The sequence below is a fragment of the Pseudomonas sp. GW821-FHT07B01 genome, assembly GCF_059419065.1.
This window is the reverse complement of sequence record NZ_JBWKRA010000006.1, coordinates 209,238-228,608: the sequence shown is the minus strand read 5'-3', so window position 1 is coordinate 228,608 and position 19,371 is coordinate 209,238. Positions and strand designations below refer to the sequence as shown.

17 protein-coding genes are annotated in these 19,371 nt (G+C 62.3%); 10 read left to right on the top strand and 7 right to left on the bottom strand.

Going from position 1 to position 19,371, the window contains the following annotated elements; translation table 11 throughout:
- Window positions 1–55: 55 nt before the first annotated feature.
- From AC07S6_RS09745 to AC07S6_RS09705, 9 genes are all read left to right on the top strand, one after another.
- Window positions 56–1,258, top strand: coding sequence for an ABC transporter substrate-binding protein (locus tag AC07S6_RS09745; RefSeq protein ID WP_495112210.1), 1,203 nt, complete (start codon window positions 56–58; stop codon window positions 1,256–1,258).
- Between the two features lie 57 nt (window positions 1,259–1,315).
- A complete protein-coding gene (locus AC07S6_RS09740; RefSeq protein ID WP_003192337.1) occupies window positions 1,316–2,176 on the top strand; it encodes a branched-chain amino acid ABC transporter permease in 861 nt (286 codons plus the stop codon).
- Between the two features lies 1 nt (window position 2,177).
- Entirely contained in the window at window positions 2,178–3,188 is a 1,011-nt protein-coding gene (locus tag AC07S6_RS09735) for a branched-chain amino acid ABC transporter permease (RefSeq protein WP_495112209.1), read from the top strand.
- Entirely contained in the window at window positions 3,185–3,934 is a 750-nt protein-coding gene (locus AC07S6_RS09730) for an ABC transporter ATP-binding protein (protein ID WP_014719039.1), read from the top strand. Before AC07S6_RS09735 ends, AC07S6_RS09730 begins: the two co-directional genes overlap by 4 nt.
- A complete protein-coding gene (locus tag AC07S6_RS09725) occupies window positions 3,934–4,629 on the top strand; it encodes an ABC transporter ATP-binding protein (RefSeq protein WP_495112208.1) in 696 nt (231 codons plus the stop codon). The genes AC07S6_RS09730 and AC07S6_RS09725 overlap by 1 nt, the downstream gene beginning before the upstream one ends.
- 13 nt (window positions 4,630–4,642) lie before the next feature.
- On the top strand, window positions 4,643–5,911 hold the full coding sequence (locus tag AC07S6_RS09720; protein WP_495112207.1) for a Zn-dependent hydrolase: 1,269 nt from the start codon (window positions 4,643–4,645) through the stop codon (window positions 5,909–5,911).
- On the top strand, window positions 5,908–7,311 hold the full coding sequence (locus AC07S6_RS09715) for an amidase (RefSeq protein WP_495112206.1): 1,404 nt from the start codon (window positions 5,908–5,910) through the stop codon (window positions 7,309–7,311). The genes AC07S6_RS09720 and AC07S6_RS09715 overlap by 4 nt, the downstream gene beginning before the upstream one ends.
- A gap of 589 nt (window positions 7,312–7,900) precedes the next feature.
- On the top strand, window positions 7,901–8,764 hold the full coding sequence (locus AC07S6_RS09710) for a LysR family transcriptional regulator (protein WP_495112205.1): 864 nt from the start codon (window positions 7,901–7,903) through the stop codon (window positions 8,762–8,764).
- A gap of 58 nt (window positions 8,765–8,822) precedes the next feature.
- A complete protein-coding gene (locus tag AC07S6_RS09705; RefSeq protein WP_054897430.1) occupies window positions 8,823–9,827 on the top strand; it encodes a LacI family DNA-binding transcriptional regulator in 1,005 nt (334 codons plus the stop codon).
- On the opposite strand, the gene AC07S6_RS09700 is transcribed toward AC07S6_RS09705, so the two are convergent.
- The 6 genes from AC07S6_RS09700 to AC07S6_RS09675 all read right to left on the bottom strand — a co-directional run bounded on the left by AC07S6_RS09700 (window position 9,824) and on the right by AC07S6_RS09675 (window position 16,780).
- A complete protein-coding gene (locus AC07S6_RS09700; protein ID WP_197883089.1) occupies window positions 9,824–10,549 on the bottom strand; it encodes an SDR family oxidoreductase in 726 nt (241 codons plus the stop codon). The genes AC07S6_RS09705 and AC07S6_RS09700 overlap by 4 nt on opposite strands.
- 138 nt (window positions 10,550–10,687) lie before the next feature.
- A complete protein-coding gene (locus AC07S6_RS09695) occupies window positions 10,688–12,220 on the bottom strand; it encodes an FGGY-family carbohydrate kinase (protein WP_495112204.1) in 1,533 nt (510 codons plus the stop codon).
- 1 nt (window position 12,221) lies between these two features.
- Window positions 12,222–13,301: an alcohol dehydrogenase catalytic domain-containing protein gene (locus AC07S6_RS09690; RefSeq protein WP_034128169.1), complete on the bottom strand. Its 1,080-nt coding sequence runs from the start codon at window positions 13,299–13,301 to the stop codon at window positions 12,222–12,224.
- Between the two features lie 25 nt (window positions 13,302–13,326).
- A complete protein-coding gene (locus AC07S6_RS09685; RefSeq protein ID WP_197883083.1) occupies window positions 13,327–14,319 on the bottom strand; it encodes an ABC transporter permease in 993 nt (330 codons plus the stop codon).
- Window positions 14,285–15,793 (bottom strand): sugar ABC transporter ATP-binding protein, encoded by a 1,509-nt coding sequence (locus AC07S6_RS09680; protein WP_495112203.1) that lies wholly within the window; start codon window positions 15,791–15,793, stop codon window positions 14,285–14,287. Before AC07S6_RS09680 ends, AC07S6_RS09685 begins: the two co-directional genes overlap by 35 nt.
- A 63-nt stretch (window positions 15,794–15,856) precedes the next feature.
- Window positions 15,857–16,780 (bottom strand): substrate-binding domain-containing protein, encoded by a 924-nt coding sequence (locus AC07S6_RS09675; RefSeq protein ID WP_495112202.1) that lies wholly within the window; start codon window positions 16,778–16,780, stop codon window positions 15,857–15,859.
- Window positions 16,781–17,074: 294 nt separating this feature from the next.
- Here AC07S6_RS09675 and AC07S6_RS09670 point away from each other — a divergent pair, with 294 nt between their 5' ends.
- Complete coding sequence (locus tag AC07S6_RS09670; RefSeq protein WP_054897426.1) at window positions 17,075–17,746, top strand: sterol desaturase family protein; 672 nt, start codon at window positions 17,075–17,077, stop codon at window positions 17,744–17,746.
- Between the two features lie 65 nt (window positions 17,747–17,811).
- Here AC07S6_RS09670 and AC07S6_RS09665 read toward each other — a convergent pair whose 3' ends face one another.
- Window positions 17,812–19,248 (bottom strand): pre-peptidase C-terminal domain-containing protein, encoded by a 1,437-nt coding sequence (locus AC07S6_RS09665; protein WP_054897425.1) that lies wholly within the window; start codon window positions 19,246–19,248, stop codon window positions 17,812–17,814.
- Window positions 19,249–19,371: the final 123 nt, after the last annotated feature.

Below are 19,371 nucleotides of genomic sequence, written 5' to 3'. Positions count from 1 at the left end.
CTCCACCGTATCGCCCTTGCCGCTCCTGCCAATAACTAAACCAGGGAGTCACCCCATGCAGCGTCGTACGTTATTGAAAGCCAGCCTCACCGCCGCCGCCGTCCTCAGCCTTCCGCTGAGCGTGCGTTCCGCATTCGCCGCCGAGCCCTTTACCTTTTACGGCCTCAAGTCCATGTCTGGCGCCTTTGCCAGCTATGGCAAATTTGCCGACATGGGTTCGCGCCTGGCGGTGCAGCAACACGCCCAATTGCTCGGCCGCCCACTGAACTACAAGGTCATCGACACCGAAGGCAACGCCGGCAAGGCAGTGCGCAAGGTGCAAGAGGCCATCGCGCAGGACGGCGCACGGTTCTTCCAGGGCTGCACGCTGTCGTCTTCCGCCCTGGCAGTGGCCAAGGAAGTGGACAAGGTCGGCGGCGTGTTCATGACCCCGGTGGGCGCCGATGAAGTGACAGGCAAGGACTGCAACAAGGCGACCTTCCGCTGGTCAGTGCCCACCTACGGTGCGATCCGCGAAACCATGGTGCCGCTGATCAAGTTGCTGCCGGACGCCAAGCGCTGGTACACCATCACCCCGCAATACGTGTTCGGCGAAGCCTTGCTCGAAGGGGCCAAAAACGTGCTCAAGGAACATAGCCTGGAACACGTGGGCAACAGCTACCACTCACTGCAGGAACAGGAGTTTTCCGGTTACCTGACCAACGCCATTTCCACCAAGCCCGATGTGCTGGTGCTGCTCAACTTTGGCAGCCAATCGTCCAACACCCTGCGCCAGGCCGTGAACTTCGGCATCAAGGAGCGCATGAAGGTATTGCTGGTGTGGTCTGCCGGCCTGGATCAGTTCCAGGAACTGGGCAGCGATGTGCTCGAGGGCGTGTACCTCGGCGCACAGTACTGGCACCAGGTCGACACCCCGCTCAACCGTGAACTGGTCAAGCTGACCCAGGCCCAATACGGCATCAACCCCACCTACCCGCTGGCCGCCGACTACATCAGCACCAAAATCATGCTCGACACCATCATCGCCACCGGCAGCTTCGATGGCCCGACCGTGGCCAAGGCCCTGCAAGGCTTGAGCTACGAAGGCCCGACCGGCAAGGAGTCGATCCGCGCCGGCGACCACCAGGTGATCAAGGATTACTACCTGCTGATCGGCAAGGCCAGCGGCGACATGGCCGACAAGGACGACCTGGCCAAAGTGCTCAGCGCTGGCCAATCGTTCCCCGCAGTCGAGGCGACGGGCTGCGCGCTCGGCTGACCGCTTAACTTTTGTCGCGCAGGGCCGTGCAAGCGGCCGTCTGCGGAGGGTGCCTGCATGCTTAATTTGTACCTGTTCCAGATTCTCAACGGCCTTGGGCTGGGGATGATCTACTTCCTGATCGCGGTAGGTCTGACGATCATTTTCGGCCTGCTCAACTTCGTCAACTTCGCCCACGGCGCGTTCTTCCTGCTCGGTGCCTACATCTGCTACACCGCGGTGAGCCTCACCGGCAACTTCTGGCTGGCGCTGCTGATCGCGCCGCTAGTGGTGGCCGCACTGGCCTGGGTGATTGAGCGCTTGCTGATCCAGCGCATCTACCACTTGCCACACATGTTCCAGATTCTGGTGACCCTGGGGATCGCCCTGATCATCCAGGAAGCCAGCGTGATGATCTGGGGCCCGGTGGGCAAAAGCGTCGCCGTGCCGGAACTGTTGCGCGGCGTGCTGGTGGTGGGTGATTTCGTCTACCCCTACTACCGCCTGTTCCTTATCGTGTTTTCCGGGCTGGTGGGCCTGGGCCTGTGGCTGCTGCTGGAGCGCACGCGCTTCGGTGCTCTAGTGCGCGCCGGCAGTGAAAGCACCGAAACCGTGTCGCTACTGGGCACCAATATTTTCCGCCTGTTCTCCATGACCTTCGCCCTCGGCGTCGCCCTGGCCGGTGTCGCCGGGGTGTTGTTCGCGCCCTTGCGCGGCGCCCAGCCCTTCGTCGGCCCGGAGATTCTCGGCATCGCCTTCGTGGTGGTGGTGATCGGCGGCATGGGCTCGTTCAGCGGTGCGCTGGTCGGCGGTTTGCTGGTGGGCGTGGTGCAAAGCCTGATGACCACACTCTGGCCCCAGGGTGCGAGCCTGATGATCTACGGCGCCATGGCCGTGGTGATTCTGGTACGCCCTTACGGCCTGTTCGGGAGAGCCTGACATGAGCGAGAAAAACCCCCTGCCGTTTGCCAAGACCCAATCCAGAGCCATGTTGCTGTGGGTGTTGGCCGTGCTGATCGGCCTGCCGTTGGTGTTGCCCTCGGCGACCCTGGCCACCGAGATCCTAATCTTTGCCATGGCCGCCCTGGCCTGCAACCTGCTGCTGGGCTACACCGGGCTGCTGTCCTTCGGCCAAGGCATCTTCTTTGGTGCCGGTGCTTATTGTGCGGCGCTGTTGATGATCCACCTGCAACTGGGCCTGTTCACCGCGTTGCTGGGCGCGGCGATTGCCGGTGGTTTCCTGGCGCTGCTGGTGGGCGCCCTGGCGATTCGGCGCACGGGCATTTACTTCGTGATGCTCACGTTGGCGTTCAGCCAGATGGCGTACTTCGTCGCCTACACCCTGAGCGACTGGACCGGCGGCGACAACGGCCTGCTCAGCGTACCGCGCCCGGAAATTCGTGTGGGCGACACCGTGCTGCTGTCCCTGGCCGATGCCCGTGCCTTCTATGGTTTTGTCGCGGTGCTGTTCCTGCTGATCTTCATCGGCGCACGCCGGGTCATCGCTTCGCCGTTTGGCAGCACGCTGATGGCGATCCGCGAGAACGAAACCCGCGCCTCGGCCATCGGCTACGACACGCGCCACTTCAAGATCCTGGTGTTCGTGCTGTCCGGTGCGGTCACCGGGATTGCCGGGGCGTTGTACGCCATGCTGCTGCACTTTGTGCCGCTGTCGAATATCGACCTGGCAATGTCCGAGAACATCCTGATCATGACCATCGTCGGCGGCACCGGCTCGCTGTTCGGCTCGCTGCTGGGCGCCGGCTCCATCGTGCTGCTGGGCGACTTCCTTTCCGACCTGTGGCCGCGCTGGCTGATGCTGCTGGGGGTGATCCTGATCCTAGTGGTGATCTTCATGCGCGGCGGTTTGTGGGGCGGCCTCGCGTCGCTATTCGAGAAGATGCGCGGCGCGCGCAAACCCGCGGTCGTCGCCAAGGAGGACGGGCTATGAGTATCTTGCTTGAAACCCAGAACCTGGAGCTGGCCTACGGCGCGTTCCATGCGGTCAATGGCGTCAACCTCAAGGTCGAAGCCGGCACCATCCACACCATCATCGGCCCCAACGGCGCGGGCAAGACCAGCCTGTTCCACTGCCTGACGGGTGAACGCCAGGCCACCGCCGGGGCGATCCATTTCGACGGCAAGAACCTGATGCGCAAGCCCGCCCACGGCCGCGTCGGCCTGGGCATGGCGCGCTCGTTCCAACTCACCAGCCTGTTCCAGAACCTCAGCGTGCGCGAAAACCTGCGCCTGGCCGCCCAGGGCCGCGATGGCTCGCGTGCCTTGAACTTCTGGCGTCGGGTGGACAGCCAGCGCGAACACCTGGAGATGGCCGACCAGGTGCTGGAACGCCTGCAACTCACGGCACGCGCCGACACCCTGGCCGGTGAGTTGTCCCACGGCCAGCAACGGGTGCTGGAGGTGGGCATGTCGATCTGCTCCAAACCCAAACTGTTGATGCTCGACGAGCCCACCTCGGGCATGGGCATCGACGATATCCCGATCATGACCCAACTGATCAGCGACCTTGGCCGCGACCATACGGTGCTGTTGATCGAACACAACATGAGCATCGTCATGTCCATCAGCCAGCGCATCACGGTGATGAGCCATGGGCAGATCCTGGTGGAAGGCACGCCGGAGTTCGTGCGCGCCGATGAACGTGTGCGTACTGCCTATCTTGGGGAGGCTGCCTGATGCTGATCGTCGAGAATATCCATTCCTACTACGACAAAAGCCATGTGCTTGAGGGCGTGTCGCTGAGCGTCAACCCTGGCGAACTGGTGACCCTGCTCGGCCGTAACGGTGCCGGCAAGACCACCACCCTGCGCAGCATCCTCGGCATCATCTGCCCGCGCCAGGGTCAGATCCACTTCAACGGCCAGGCGCTGGTGGGGCAAAAGATCTTTGAAATTGCGCGCCAGGGCTTGGCGCTGGTACCGGAAAACCGCGGGGTTTTTCGCCTGCTGACGGTGGAGGAAAACTTGCGCATCGCCGCCCGCAAACACAGCCGCTGGCAGCTGGAAGACGTGTACGCCATGTTCCCGCGCCTCAAGGAGCGGCGCAAAAACGCCGGCCATGCGTTGTCCGGCGGCGAACAGCAGATGCTGGCCATCGCCCGCGCCCTGCTGAACGACCCCAAGCTGCTGATCCTCGACGAACCCACTGAAGGCCTGGCCCCGGTGATCGTCGACGAGCTGGTGAAGATCCTGCGCAAGGTCAAGGACGAGGGCCTGCCGGTGTTGCTGGTGGAACAGAACCTGATGGTCTGCGACAAGCTCGCCGACCGCCATTACGTGCTCGAACAGGGCCGCGTGGTGTACGAGGGCAGCGCCGCTGACTTCCGCGCCGACCCGACGATCAAAAACCGTTACCTGGCCTTGAGTGCCTGAGTGGAGATTCCTGATGAATAGTCTTGCGCAACCTCTCCAGAGCAATGCCCCGCTGATCAACCGCGACCGTTTGTGGCAGTCGCTGATGGACCTGGCTCGGCTCGGCGCCACGGCCAAGGGCGGCGTGTGTCGCCTGGCCCTCACCGACCTGGACCGCCAGGCCCGCGACCTGTTTGTGCAGTGGTGCGAGGCCGCCGGGTGCAGCATCAGTGTGGATGCCATCGGCAATATCTTCGCCCGCCGTCCTGGCTGCAACCCCGCCCTGCCCCCGGTCATGACCGGCAGCCATATCGACACCCAGCCCACCGGCGGCAAGTTCGACGGTTGCTACGGGGTAATGGCCGGGCTGGAAGTGATCCGCACGCTCAATGACTTGCAGATCGAAACCCAGGCGCCCATCGAAGTGGTGGTGTGGACCAACGAAGAAGGCTCGCGCTTCCCGCCGTGCATGATGGGCTCCGGGGTATTTGCCGGGAAGTTCGACTTGCAGGAGACTCTCGACAAACTCGACGACCAGGGCCTGTCGGTAGGCAGCGAATTGCAGCGCATCGGCTATGCCGGTGCCCGTGCGGTGCTGGGCCATCCGGTGGGCGCTTATTTCGAGGCGCATATCGAGCAAGGCCCGGTGTTGGAGGACCAGGCGATTACCCTGGGCGTAGTGATGGGCTGCCTGGGCCAGAAGTGGTTCGACCTGACCCTCACCGGCGTAGAGGCGCATGCGGGCCCAACGCCCATGCACCTGCGCAAGGATGCCCTGGTGGGTGCTGCCGAGGTGGTCAGCGCGGTCAACCGTATCGCCCATCAGCATCAGCCTCACGCCTGCGGCACCGTCGGCTGCCTTAACCTGCACCCTGGCTCGCGCAACGTGATCCCCGGCCAGGTGCACATGACCATCGACCTGCGTCACCTGCACGCCGACAAGCTGCAAGCCATGGTCGATGAAGTGCGCGCAGTGATCGAAGACGCGGCCGCCCGCCACGGCTTGACGTTTGAACTGACGCCGACTGCCGACTTCCCGCCGCTGGACTTCCACCCGGCCTGCGTCAACGCCGTGCGCGAGGCTGCCCAGGCATTGGGCTTGAGCCATATGGACATCGTCAGCGGCGCCGGGCATGACGCGATTTTCGTCGCTGAACTGGGCCCGGCCGGGATGATCTTTGTGCCGTGCGAAGGCGGCATCAGCCATAACGAAATCGAAAACGCCGCGCCGGATGATCTGGCCGCAGGCTGCGCGGTGTTGCTGCGTGCCATGGTCAACGCGGCGCAGGGAGTTCAAGCATGAGTGAGATCGGCCAATTGACGGCGGTGCAACTGCTGCAACACTTTCGTGACAAGACCTTGTCGCCCGTGGAGGTCACCGAAGACGCGTTGCTGCGCATCGAGCGCTACAACCCGGTGGTGAATGCTTACTGCCATGTCGACCCGCAAGGCGCCCTGGACGCTGCGCGGGAGTCGGAACAACGCTGGTTCAAGGGCGAACCTTGCGGCGCCCTGGATGGCGTGCCGGCGTCGATCAAAGACCTGACGCTGACGGTCGGTATGCCCACGCGCAAGGGCTCACGCACCTCCAGTGCCGAGGGCCCGTGGGACGTGGACGCGCCCTTCTCGGCCTTCATGCGCAAGGCCGGCGCGGTGCTGCTGGGCAAGACAACCACCCCGGAATTCGGCTGGAAAGGCGTCACCGACAACCCGCTGTACGGCATCACCCGCAACCCGTGGGACACGCGCACCACCGCCGGTGGCTCGTCCGGGGGCGCCGGTGCGGCAGCGGCGTTGAACCTGGGCGTGCTGCACCAGGGCAGCGACGCCGGCGGCTCGATCCGTATTCCCTGTGCGTTTACCGGCACCTTCGGGATCAAGCCGACCTTCGGCTATGTGCCGCAATGGCCGGCCAGCTCCATGACGATCCTGTCGCACCTGGGGCCGATGACGCGCACCGTGGAAGACAGTGTGCTGATGCTGCAAGCCGTGGCGCGACCGGATGCACGGGACGGCTTGATCGGCGCGCCGCGAACCACGCCCTGGCTCGTTCCAGGGACGGACTTGAAAGGGTTGCGTATCGCCTATAGCCCCACGTTCGGCTATGTGCAAGTCGACCCGCAAGTCGCCCAGGTGGTGGATCAGGCTGTGCAGGGCCTGGTGCAACTGGGCGCCCATGTCGAGCAGATCGACCCCGGTTTCAGCGACCCGCTGGAGGTGTTCAGCACCCTATGGGCTGCCGGCGCAGCACGCCTGACCGGCACGATGAGCGAGGCGCAAAGGCAACTGCTGGACCCAGGGCTGCTACGCATTGCACAACGGGGCGAGCGCTTGAGCCTGGATGATTTCAACGCAGCCCTGGAAGCCCGGGCGGCGCTGGTCGCACGGATGGCGGCTTTCCATGAGCATTACGATGTGCTGGTGTCACCGATGATGCCGATCACCGCGTTCGAAGCCGGGCACAACGTACCGCCGGGTTCGGGAATGACTGAGTGGATGGAATGGACGCCGTTCACCTACCCGTTCAACCTCACCCAGCAACCGGCGGCGTCAGTGCCCTGCGGGTTGGCGGCAAATGGCTTGCCGGTGGGCTTGCATGTGGTGGGGGCGCGGTTTGCTGATGAGCAGGTGTTGAGGGTATGTCACGCGTATGCACAGGCATTCCCCACAGCGCACTTGCACACACCGAAAATCCCGACCTGAAATACACATAACTGTGGGAGCTGGCTTGCCTGCGATAGCGCGGGTTCAGTCAGCACATTGGCCTCTGACACACCGCCGTCGCAGCTTCTACACAATTTTGTAGGTTGTAGCAGCCAACGGTAACCACGATGCGAAGCGAGCCGCTCTTGATCTTGCTCTTGATCTGCTTTTGATCTTGATCTCAGGCGCCCCGTTAAACCACGCTGGCCGGAATTCGACAGGGATTTGGGGGGTAAACCGGCAGGGATGCCGGTTTAGCCCCCAAATCACTGGCGGATTACGGGCACACCGAGCCTAAGCGAGGTGCCGAGTGGTGGGGCAAGAGCGTTTTGCTTACTTTGCCGCTTTTGCAAAGTGAGCCGCTGTAAGAGCGGAACCCTAAGTGGCCGTTACCGCAGCAATGGATATGTACACAACCCAATTGTGTTGACTGTCAGGCCGCCTTCGCGAGCAAGCCCGCTCCCACAGTTTGATTGCGGGGTGCCAGGTAGAGAAGCGTCGGCTGAAAGGCCGCTATCGCAGGCAAGCCAGCTCCCACAGGTTTGACCGCATTCCTTTACACTGTCCCCCATTCATCCCCGGGGGCTTCATGGACATCGAACTGGCACGCACCTTCCTCGAAATCACCCGCTGCGGCAGCCTGGCCGCAGCGGCCGAGAAACTGCACGTCACCCAGACCGCCATCACTGCTCGTGTCAAAAACCTCGAGAACCAGCTCGGCTGCACGCTGTTCGTGCGCAACCGTGCCGGTGCGCGGCTGACCGCCGACGGCGAGGCCTTCGTGGTGTACGCCAACCAGTTGCTGCAAACCTGGGAAGCCGCCCGCCGTGACCTGCCATTGCCGGACGGCTATCGCAATGTGCTGCATATCGGCGGGGAGGTCAGCTTGTGCAACCCGTTGATGCTCGGCTGGGCCAAGGCGCTGCGCGAGCAGATACCGGGGCACGCCTTGCGCACCGAAGTGCGTGAAGGCGAATACCTGCTGCGCCAACTGGAGCTGGGTGTGCTAGATGCCGCCTTGGTGTTCCAGCCGCAATACTGGCCGGGCTTGCAGGTGGAGCAGGTGCTGGAAGAAAAACTGATTCTGGTGCAACTGGCGAGCAAACCCTCGCCCTACGTGTATATCGACTGGGGCCAGGGTTTTCGCCAGCAACACGACGCTGCCCTGCCCGACCGTGCGCGTACCGCGCTGAGTTTCAACCTGGGGCCGCTGGCGTTGCAGTACATCCTGGAGAATGGCGGGGCTGGTTACTTCCGCACGCGGGTGGTGCAGAGCTACCTGGACAGCGGCGTCATGCAGCGCGTGGCCAAGGCGCCGGAATTCAGCTTTCCGACCTACCTGGTGTATTCGCGGGCGCGAGATTCAGCGGTGTTGCAGCAGGCCTTGGAACTGCTGCGCGAGGTGGTGAAGGCCGAAGGCGACTGGTCGCAACGCTGGGATCCGCTGATTTGAATCACTCTACGCTTGCGCACATGCTAGCCTGCTGGTGTTTACTCTCGCAGTCTTACCGATGAACAAGAAAAAGTCCGTCACCATCAGCGACATTGCCAAACGGGTCGGCATGACCACCATTACGGTGTCCCGCGCTTTGAGCAAACCCGACCTGGTCAAACCCGCCACCCTGGCGCGCATCCTGGAAGTGGCACGCGAGCTGGACTACGTGCCCAACGCTTTCGCCCGTGGGCTCAAGCGCAGTGAAAGCCTGATCATCGGGGTCATCACCGCATCGGTAGACAACCCGTTCTACAGCGAGATGATCAAGGCGATTTCCCGCGAGGCGAAAAAGCACGGCTACACCATCATGCTGGTGGACACCGATGAGCTGGAAGAACTCGAAAGCAAGGCGGTCGATACCCTGCTGGGCTATCGCGTGGCGGGGATCATCCTGTCGCCGGTCTCCGACGAGCCGAGCTACCAGCCCGACTACCTGGAGCGCCTGGGCAACGGCAAGACCCCGGTGGTGCTGCTCGATCGCACGATCCACGACAGCCCGTTCAGCCGCGTGGTGCTCGACAACTACCACAGCGGCCTGCAAGCCGCGCACTACCTGTTACGCCAAACCCCGAACCTCAAGCGCCTGCTGGTGCTGACCGGCCCCGAGCACTCCCGTATCAGCGTGGAGCGCCTCAAAGGCCTGCGGGAAGTGCTGGCCGAACATCCCGACATCCAGGTCGAGGTGCAAGCGGGCGACTACACGCTGATGCCGGCTTACCTGCATACCCTCGATTACCTGGCCGCGCACTCGGCACCGGACGCGATCATGGGTTTCAACCAGTTGATCACCCTGGGCGCCCTGCGCGCGTTGCGCATGCACAACATCGCCCATGACAGCTTGACCATCTGCGGAATCGACCGCCTGCCCTTCGCCGATATCTTTGGCGTGCCGATTGCCTGCGTGGCCCACGACGCGTCCCTGGCCGGCAGCAGTGCGGTGCGCCTGCTACTTGACCGCCTGCAAGACCCGCACAAGCCACGGGACAAAGTGGTCATCGCCGGGCAGTTGGAAAACGGCTAGCGGCTGGTGTAGCCGCCGTCCACCGGCAGGCTCACGCCACTGATCATGCTGGCCGCGTCGCTAAGCAAAAACAGCACCGGCAGCGCCACTTCCGCCGGTTGCGCAAAACGCCCCAAAGGAATCGCTGCCAGCGCCGGGTCGCGCTTGGCCGGGTCGGACCAGGCCATGGCCGCCATCGGCGTCAAGGTCACGGTGGGGTTGACGCTGTTGACGCGTATGCCAAAACGGCCCCACTCGGCGCATTGCACGCGGGTGATCGCATCCAGTGCAGCCTTGGAGGCGCAGTAGCTCAGGTGATCATCCAGCGCCACCAACGACGCCTGGCTGGAGACGTTGACGATGCTGCCGGCCATGTTCGCCTCGATCATCTTTGCCGCGACCCGGCTGGCCACTTGCGCAGCGGCGCGGGCGTTGACACTCATCACTTGGTCGAAGGCGCTGGCGCTGATGGCCGCGGCAGGCTCCAGGCGTGAGATACCGGCGCAGTTGACCAGGCCGTGCAGAGGCGGCAAATCTTGCAGGGTTTTGTCGAGGGCGACGCTGTCAGCGATATCTACGCACAGGGTGTGGCACCCCAATGCAGCCAACGCCTGGGCATCGCGACCGAGAGCGAAGACTTCGGCGCCGCTGGCGATCAGTTGCTGGGCAATTTCGCGACCGATGCCGCTGCTGGCACCAGTGACGAGGATGCGCTGGTGCGAGAAGTCGAAGGTGGTGGTCATAAATAAAGATCTCAAAATCAATGAAGATCCACTGTGGGAGCTGGCTTGCCTGCGATAGCGCAGTGTCAGTCTCCTTATCGGGTGCTGATACACCGCTATCGCAGGCAAGCCAGCTCACACATTTTGGACAGTGTTGAATCAGGGGGTTTGCAGGTTGTGCATGATCGGTTTCAGGGCCGGATACAGCTTCAGGTACTCGGCAAACGCCCGGTCATAGGTCATGACATTCTCCCGCTTGGGCTGCGCCCGCAATTGCAACTGCACCCAGCCGGTGTCCATCTGCCCATCACTCACCAGCCCCACCGTATGCGCCGCCAACAACGCCGCGCCCAGGGCCGCTTCTACCTCTTGCACGATGGTGTACACCGGATAGCGTGTGACGTCGGCGATGATCTGCATCCACAGGTCCGAATGGCTCGCCCCGCCCACCACAATCAAGCGCGGGTCCAGGGAATGCGCGCCCTGGCTGCCCGCTTCGATATTGTGGCGCAGGGCAAAACTCACGCCCTCCAGCACCGCGCGGTATAGGTGAAAGCGACTGTGGTAGAGGTTGAGCCCGACAAAACTGCCGCTGGCGCGGTCATCCCACACCGGGCTGCGCTCGCCCATCAAGTAAGGCAAAAACACCACGCCTTCGCTGCCTGCCGGAATCTTCATCGCGCTCTGCTCGAGCAGCGCCAGGCTGTCTTGCCCCGTGGCCTGGGCCTGCTGTTCTTCGGCCTGGCAGAACTGCTCGCGAAACCAGCTGACCGAGGCCCCGGCGGTGATCGCACCGCCGAAGATGTACAGGTCGCGGTGGCCGTTGTAGACGTGGGGCATGCTCACCAAACCGTGACGTGCATCCACCTGCTGGTTCAGATAGCCCCAGCACATGCTGGTGCCGATCATCGCCACATGATTGCCTGGCTGAGTGACACCCGCCGCCAGGGTCGCCATGGCCGCGTCCACGCCCCCGGCGAGGATCGGCGTGCCCGCCTGCAAGCCCAGGCGGGCAGCCCAGTCTGCGCGCAAACCACCCACCACCTCGCCGGAATACAGCAACCGCTCGGGCATCATCGACTGCGCGATACCCAACGCCTCCAGCATCTCGCCTGACCAGTTGCGCGCCGCCACGTCGTAGACACCACCGATATTCCCGGCGCTGCTGTGGTCCACCGCCAACTCGCCGGTCAGGCACCAATTGATGTAGCTGTTGGGCGGCAACAGGTAACGGGTATTCGCCCACACCTGGGGCTGGTGCTGCTTGAGCCAGAGCATCTTGGTGAAGCCGTAGTAGCTGTCCACCGAGTTGCCGGTGATGGCGAACAAGCGCTCCAGGTCCACCTGTTCACGCACCCAGGCCACCTGCTCGCCGGCGCGGCGGTCCATCCAGATCAGGCACGGGTGCAGCGGCGTCATCTGCGCATCCACGGCAATGCCCGAACCGCCGTACAAACTGCTGATGCACAGCGCCTTGACCTGCGGCGCCGGCACCCCGGCCTTGGCCATGCACTGGGCCACGCAAGTTTCGACAGCATCCAGCCACACCTGCGGCCACTGCTCGGCCCAGCGCACTTTCGGGGTGTCCACCCGGTAGCCGTGGCTGTGCTGGGCAATGATCGTGCCCTGGGCATCCACCAGCAGCGCCTTGGTGCTCTGGGTGCCAATGTCTACACCGATGACGTAGTCCATCTCAGAGCACCGGCTTCAACAGCACCTTGATCGACTTGGTCGAATTGGCCAGTTCAAACGCCTCGGCCCAGTCGTCCAGCGGGAAATCATGGGTGACGATGCCTTGGGAGGTGACCAGGCCACGCTCGAACAGGTCGATGGCGATCGGGTAGCAATACGGGCCCAGGTGCGCGCCGCGCACGTCGAGCTCCTTGCGGTCGCCGATGATCGACCAGTCCACACTGGTCTCGGCGCCAAACACGCTGAACTCGACAAAGCGCCCGAGCTTGCGGATCAGGTCCAGGCCCTGGGTGACGCCGGCCGGTACGCCGGTGGTTTCGATATAGACGTCACAGCCGTAGTTGTCCGTCAGCCCGTTGATGATCTCGCGAGCATTGTCACGGGCGGGGTTGATCACCACATCGGCGCCGAACTTTTTCGCCAGTTCCAGGCGCTCGTCGACCATGTCGATCACCACCAGTTTTTTCGGGGTCTTCAGCGCGGCGACCTGGACCATGCACAGGCCCAAAGTGCCCGCGCCGGCAATCACCACCACGTCGTCGAGCTGGATATCGCCACGGTTGACGGTATGGATCGAGCAGGCCATCGGCTCCACCAGCGCCGAGTCTTCCAGGGACACCGATTCAGGGATCTTGTGCACGATGGCGGTCTTGGGAATGCGCATGTACTGGGCCATGCCGCCTTCGGCCACTTCGCGCTGGAAGCCGAAGATATTGTGCACTTCGCACATCCAGTATTTGCCCGATTTGCAGAAGCGGCACTTGCCACACGGCACGATCTGTTCAGCGATGACCTTGTCACCGACCTTGACCTCAAAGTGCTCCTCGGCGCCCTCGCCGGCTTCGACCACATAGCCGAAAAATTCGTGGCCCGGTACTACCGGCGCCTTGACCCAGGGGTTGTCGCCGCCCCAGAACATCGCCGCGCCCGAGTGGCACTTGCAGTCACTGGCGCAGATGCCGCAGGCGGCGATACGGATCACCAGCTCATTGGCACGCGCCTGGGGTTTGCCGATGCGCTCCAGGCGGTAGTCTTTCGGGCCGTGGCAGACGACGGCTTGCATGTGAGTGTGCTTGTCCATGTGTTCGGTCCTGTGTAGTGAGGTATTAACGATGGCGCTGACGGCTGATGAAAATCGCCAGCAAGATGATCCCGCCCTTGATCACGCTCTGGACGTAGGGCGACACGCCAAGCATGTTCAAACCGTTGTTCAACACGCCCAGCAGCATGGCGCCGAGCAAGGTGCCGATGATCACTCCGCGGCCGCCGGCAATCGACGCACCACCCAGTACCACGGCGGCAATCGCATCCAGCTCGAACGACACGCCGGCATTCGGCTGGCCGCTCATCAAGCGCGAGGTGAGCACCAGCCCGGCAATCGCGGCGGTGAAGCCGCTGATGCCATACACCAGCAGCTTGAAACGCGCCGCTCGCACCCCGGACAAGCGCACCGCTTCTTCATTGCCGCCGATGGCGTAGATGTAGCGGCCGATGCGGGTGTGTTGCAGCAGCACATAGGCCGCCAGGTAGGTGATCAGCATGATCAGGATCGGCACCTGCAGGCCAAACACACTGGCGCGACCGAAGAATGCGAACCACTCTGGCAAGCCGGAAATCGGATAGCCGTCGGTGTACATCAGCCCGAACCCACGGGCGATGCCCATGGTCGCCAGGGTGACGATGATCGGCGGCATATGCAGGTACGCCACGAACAGCCCGTTGCCGATGCCGAAGGCCACGCCCACCAGCAGCCCGGCGCCAATCGCCAGGCCCGGCGGCAACCCGGCGACCATCAGCCCGGCGGTCAAGGTGCCGGACAACGCCATCACCGGCCCCACCGACAAGTCGATGCCACCGGTGAGAATCACGCAGGTCATGCCCACCGCGATGATTGCGTTGATCGACACCTGGCGGGCGATGTTGGAGAGATTGCTGGCAGTGAGGAAGGTGTCACTGGCGAGGATCATCACCAGGGTCACCACCACCAGCCCGACAAAGGGATAAAATGCCGGCGAACGCAGCAGCCGCGCCAGGTTCAGGCGCAAGCGGCCGGTGCCGACGGTGTTAATGGACGTATTCACTTGAGCCCCCTGTTGCATGGCGCATGACCTCTTGAGGATTGACGGCGGACGCTTCCAGTACCTTGACGATGGCGCCCTTGTGGAACACGGCGACGCGGTCGCACATGCCGATGACTTCGGGCAGCTCGGAGGAAATCATGATGATCGCGTAGCCCTGTTCGGTGAGGCTGCGCATCAACGCGTAGATCTGCGCCTTGGCACCCACGTCGATGCCGCGTGTGGGTTCGTCGAACACCAGCACGTCGCAGTGGTGGTTGATCCAGCGGGCGATCACGACTTTTTGCTGGTTGCCGCCGCTGAGGTTCACCACAAGGCTTTCGCCACTAGGTGCCTTGATCGACAGCTGGCGCATCAGCGCTTCGACGCTGGCGCACTCGCGGGCCTTGTCGATCAGGCCCGAGGCGTGCTGATACTTGGGCAAATTGTTCAGCGAGATATTTTCGCGAATGCTGAAGGCGGTGATCAGCCCTTCGCTCTTGCGGCTTTCGGGGAGCAGGCCGATGCCGCAGGCCAGGGCTTGGGCCGGGTCATCGAGGCTGACTTTTTCCCCGCGCAGCCACACGTCTTTGCTCACCGTGGGCAGCGCGCCCATCATGCCCAGGGCCAGTTCGGTGCGGCCCGAGCCCACCAGGCCGGCGAAGCCCAGGATCTCGCCTTTGTGCAAATTGAAACGGTTGTGGGGGCCGTTGCGCACCAGCTGGATATCCTTGACCTCCAGCAGCAACGGGCCGCGCGCGGTAGTGGGTTTAGGCGGAAAACTGCATTCCAGGCGGCGGCCGACCATCATCTCGACCAGGCGGTCGATGTCGCTGTCGGCCACCTCGGTGACGCCTGCATTGCCGCCGTCGCGCAGCACGCTGATGCGGTCGCAGACCTGGAAAATCTCTTCCAGGTGGTGGGAGATAAAAATCACCGCCACGCCCTGGCGCTTGAGTTCGCGCATGATCTCGAACAGCAACTCGGCTTCACTGGGGGTCAGCGTCGCGGTCGGCTCATCGAGCACCAGCAGGCGTGCGTCCAAAGCCAGGGCCTTGGCGATTTCGACAAACTGCTGCTCGGCCACGCTCAGGTGCTTGACCGCGCAGTGCAGATCGATACTGACCCCGAGGCGCTCGAACAACGCCTGCGCGGCCTCGGCCATTTCGCGCTTGCGCAACAGGCCGAAGCGGTTGCTCAGTTCATGGCCGAGGAAGATATTTTCTACCGCCGTGAGGTAGGGAATCAGGCTGAACTCCTGGAACACAATGCCAATCCCGGCGGCAATCGCATCCCGATAGGTCGCAAATTGTCGGGCCTGCCCGTCGATAAGGATCTGCCCTTCGTCCTGGTGCTCGACCCCGCCCAGAATCTTCATCAGGGTGGATTTGCCCGCGCCATTTTCCCCGAGCAAGGCGTGGATTTCGCCGCGCTCCACTTGCAGGTTGATGGCCTTGAGGGCCTGCACCCCAGGGTAACGCTTACAGATGTTTTCCAGCTTCAGAAGACTGCTCATACCGCCGACCTCGCACTCAGAAGGAAGACCTGAGCCCCACGAACTACGCGGGGCCTGGGGGGTTTACCAGCTGAAGTCCTTGGACTTGGCCTGGTCGATCAGGGTTATGTCCACCGGCACGCTGGCCGGTACTTGGGCGCCCCACTTCTTGGCCAGGGCGATGCCCAGGGCTAGGCGGATCTGGTCGCGGGGGTATTGGGCCGAGGTGGCGATGAAATGGCTGCCGGGTTTCTGGATCGCCTTGATCGCTTCCGGCGCACCGTCGACGCTGACCAGCTTCACGTCCATACCGCTGGCTTCGATGGCCGACAGCGCGCCGAGGGAGCCATTGTCATTCACGCTGAAAATGCCCTTGAGGGTGGGCTGGGCCTGCAACATGTTTTCGGTGACGGTCAGGGCCTGATCGCGTTCCTGTTTGCCGTTCTGGATGCTGACGATCTTGATGTCCGGGTGCTTGGCCACCGCCTCTTTGCAGCCGCGCACACGTTCGAGGATCGGCACCACGGCGATGCCGTCAAGGATAGCGATGTTGCCTTTGTCACCGATGGTTTTGGCCAGGTACTCACAGGCCTGGAAACCAGCGTCGAAGTTCTTCGAGCCCACGAACGAATCCAACGGGCCATCTGCCTGGGCATCCACCGCCACCACTACGACGCCGGCAGCATGGGCCGACTTGACAGCTGATTGCACACCGACCGAATCAGTGGGGTTGATCAGCAGGATGTCGATGCCCTTTTGTAGCATGTCTTCGACATCACTGACCTGCTTGGACACGTCGTGGCGGGCGTCGGTGATGATCAGCTTGGCACCGATGGTCGCGCCAGCTTCTTCCAGGGCGTTTTTCATGGTGACGAAATAGGGGTTGTTGATTTCCTGGAACGAGGCGCCGATGCGGATGGGCTTGGCAGCGTCGGCAAACGCGGGGGTCACGCTGCCCAGAGTGATGCTGGCAGCCAGTAAACACAGGGTTTTTGGGAGCATTTTCATGGCGTGGGTCTCTGTTTTGTTTTTATTTTTAGAGCAAATGTTATCGTTAACATTTCGCCAGAAACTAACAAGTAATTCAGACCTGTGCAAGCCTCCACTGGTCGGTCTCGGGCAAAAATGTGGGAGCTGGCTTGCCTGCGATGGCGCAGTGTCAGTCTACTTATCTGGCCCTGATACACCGCCATCGCAGGCAAGCCAGTTCCCACAGGGGGATGCGGTGGTCAGTAAAAACTCGCACATCCGCTTACGCCAACTAAGCTCAGCCTCAAATAAAAACACAGCGAGCAGCCGGCCATGCCCCACCCGACCGAGACTTTCCGCGACCGTTACCGCGCAAGCGTCAACCCGCGTTACAACCCCTGGCTGCACGCCGCATTCGTGCTTGGCTACGGCATCGCCTGCATCACGCTGGCCTGGTCCTCCACCGCCGATATCACCGCCCTGCAGTGGCTGACCGTGCCCCTGACCCTGCTGTTCTTCAACCTGTGCATCTACCTCGTGCACCGCCACCTGGGCCATCACAAACATGCATTCGCCCGGCTGTTCTACGCACGCCACACCGGCGATCATCACAGCTTCTTCACCCCCGGCCACATGACCTACGACAGCCCTCGGGACTGGCGCGTCATCCTGTTTCCAGCCTGGCTGATCATGCTGCACAGCCTGGCCATCACCCTTCCCGCCTGGTGGCTGCTCAGCCAACTGAGCCCCAACGTTGCCGGGTTGTTTGCAGGCTGCATGATCCTTGGCTACCTGCTCTACGAAGTGTTCCATGCCTGCGAACACCTGCCTGCCGAACACCCGGTGGCACGCCTGCCATGGATTCGCCAGATGCACCGCCTGCATGCCCTGCATCACCGTCGTGAGCTGATGCAGGGGCGTAACTTCAATATCGTGCTGCCGTTGATGGACTATTTGTTTGGCACTTTGTATTGGGAGCCGCGTTCTCACGATAGCCAGAAATGATCAGGAAAAAGCCACAAAAAAGGGGCAGCCTCTAGAGGCCGCCCCTTCTGCTTCACATCACGCTGTCAGTGGATGATGTCCTGAGTGCAGATATGCCCCAGGCTGACGTATTGCACGTTCTCACCGCCAACGCCCACACCAGGGAACTCAGCCAGCTCAATACGCCAGCCACCCTCGTTGTAGGTGGTACGCCACTTGTAAGGCACACCAGTGCTGCTGTCGTTGATCACCGTTGTGTAGTCACCGAAGCACGTACCGATATTAGCCGTGGCCTCTGATACACCCGCGCTGTTGGTAGTCGCTTTGTAGTCAACCCAACGGTAGTTCAAGTCGACGAAGTGGTTATCGACGCGCAATACCGGCGTGACCCCCAGCAACGGCGCACCGGTGGAGTCCGACCATTGGGTCGACCAGTTCAACAGCCGAGCGGTTTGCGTGGCCAGCCACACTTCCGTCACCCGCACGATGTTGTCACCTTTGACACTGCTGGTGTTCAAGCGCGGTGTGGAACCCAGGCTCAGTTGGTAATACTTGCTCGGGTCCTGCGCCACAGCCGGGTTGGCCCGTACACGCACCTTCACCGTGGTGCCCGGCGCGACGCTCGGGTAGGTCGAGGTAGAACCGGCCGGCACGGTGACCCAGTTGGCGCCATCAAAGCGGTCGAAGATCCACTGGTTTCGGCTGCCGTTCTCGTCGCCCGCCAGGTACATGCTCACGCTTTGGCCACGTACCGCCGTGAAGTCGAAGTAATCGACATCGTTGGCGCTGTCGAGATTGCCGCTGACCTTGTTCATCGAATCGGGCAATACGAACGCGGTTTGCGCGCTGTCGTTGGGCTCGAACGCGTCGATGTTGCTGTCCACCGCCACGCCGAAACTGAACTGCGCGTTATCGGCGACCTTGGCCACCATGTACCAGTAGTAGTCGCCGGCCGGCAGCACGCCGTTGAGGTATTCATCGGCATTGCCTGCAGCATCCGACGAACCGACCACACTCAGGTTGCCCTGGCCGTCATCCTGAAACAGGGTCAGCGACATATCCGCGCCTGCGCTCTGGTTGACCAGTTGCACCTGCACCCGCGCGTTCTGCGGCAGGTTGAAGTGGTAGGCAAACTCGTTACCGGCCTGCACCGCATCGACGGTGTAAAGCGTGTTGATATCCAGGGTTGGAAACAGCGGTTCAAACGCCGCGATAGCCGCACCTTTCAACGCGCCTTGCGCCGGCTTTTTCAACTCACTCACCACGCTGTCGAACGGCTCGGACTTGAGGGATCGGGTCACGGCCTTGGACTGACCAGACTTGGCCACCAGCAGTTTTTTCTTGAGTTCGGTCGAAACCTTCGAGGCGTCCAGCTTGCCGCCGGACTTGAGCGCTTTGTTCACGGCCTGCTTGACCGCTTCGGCACTGAGTTTCGCAGGCGCTTGATCAGCCAGGGCAAAGGCCGAAACGAAGCAGGAGGCCATCATGGCCGCGCCTAGCATAAAGGCTTTTTTCGATTTCATTTTTTATCCATCCATAGTTAAAAAATTGAAGCTCAGGTAACCGGTGACATCCGGTCACCTGGGATGGACTGTAGAATAAGACTGTATGCATGTACAGTATTTTTTTGAAAAGCCTGTACGAGT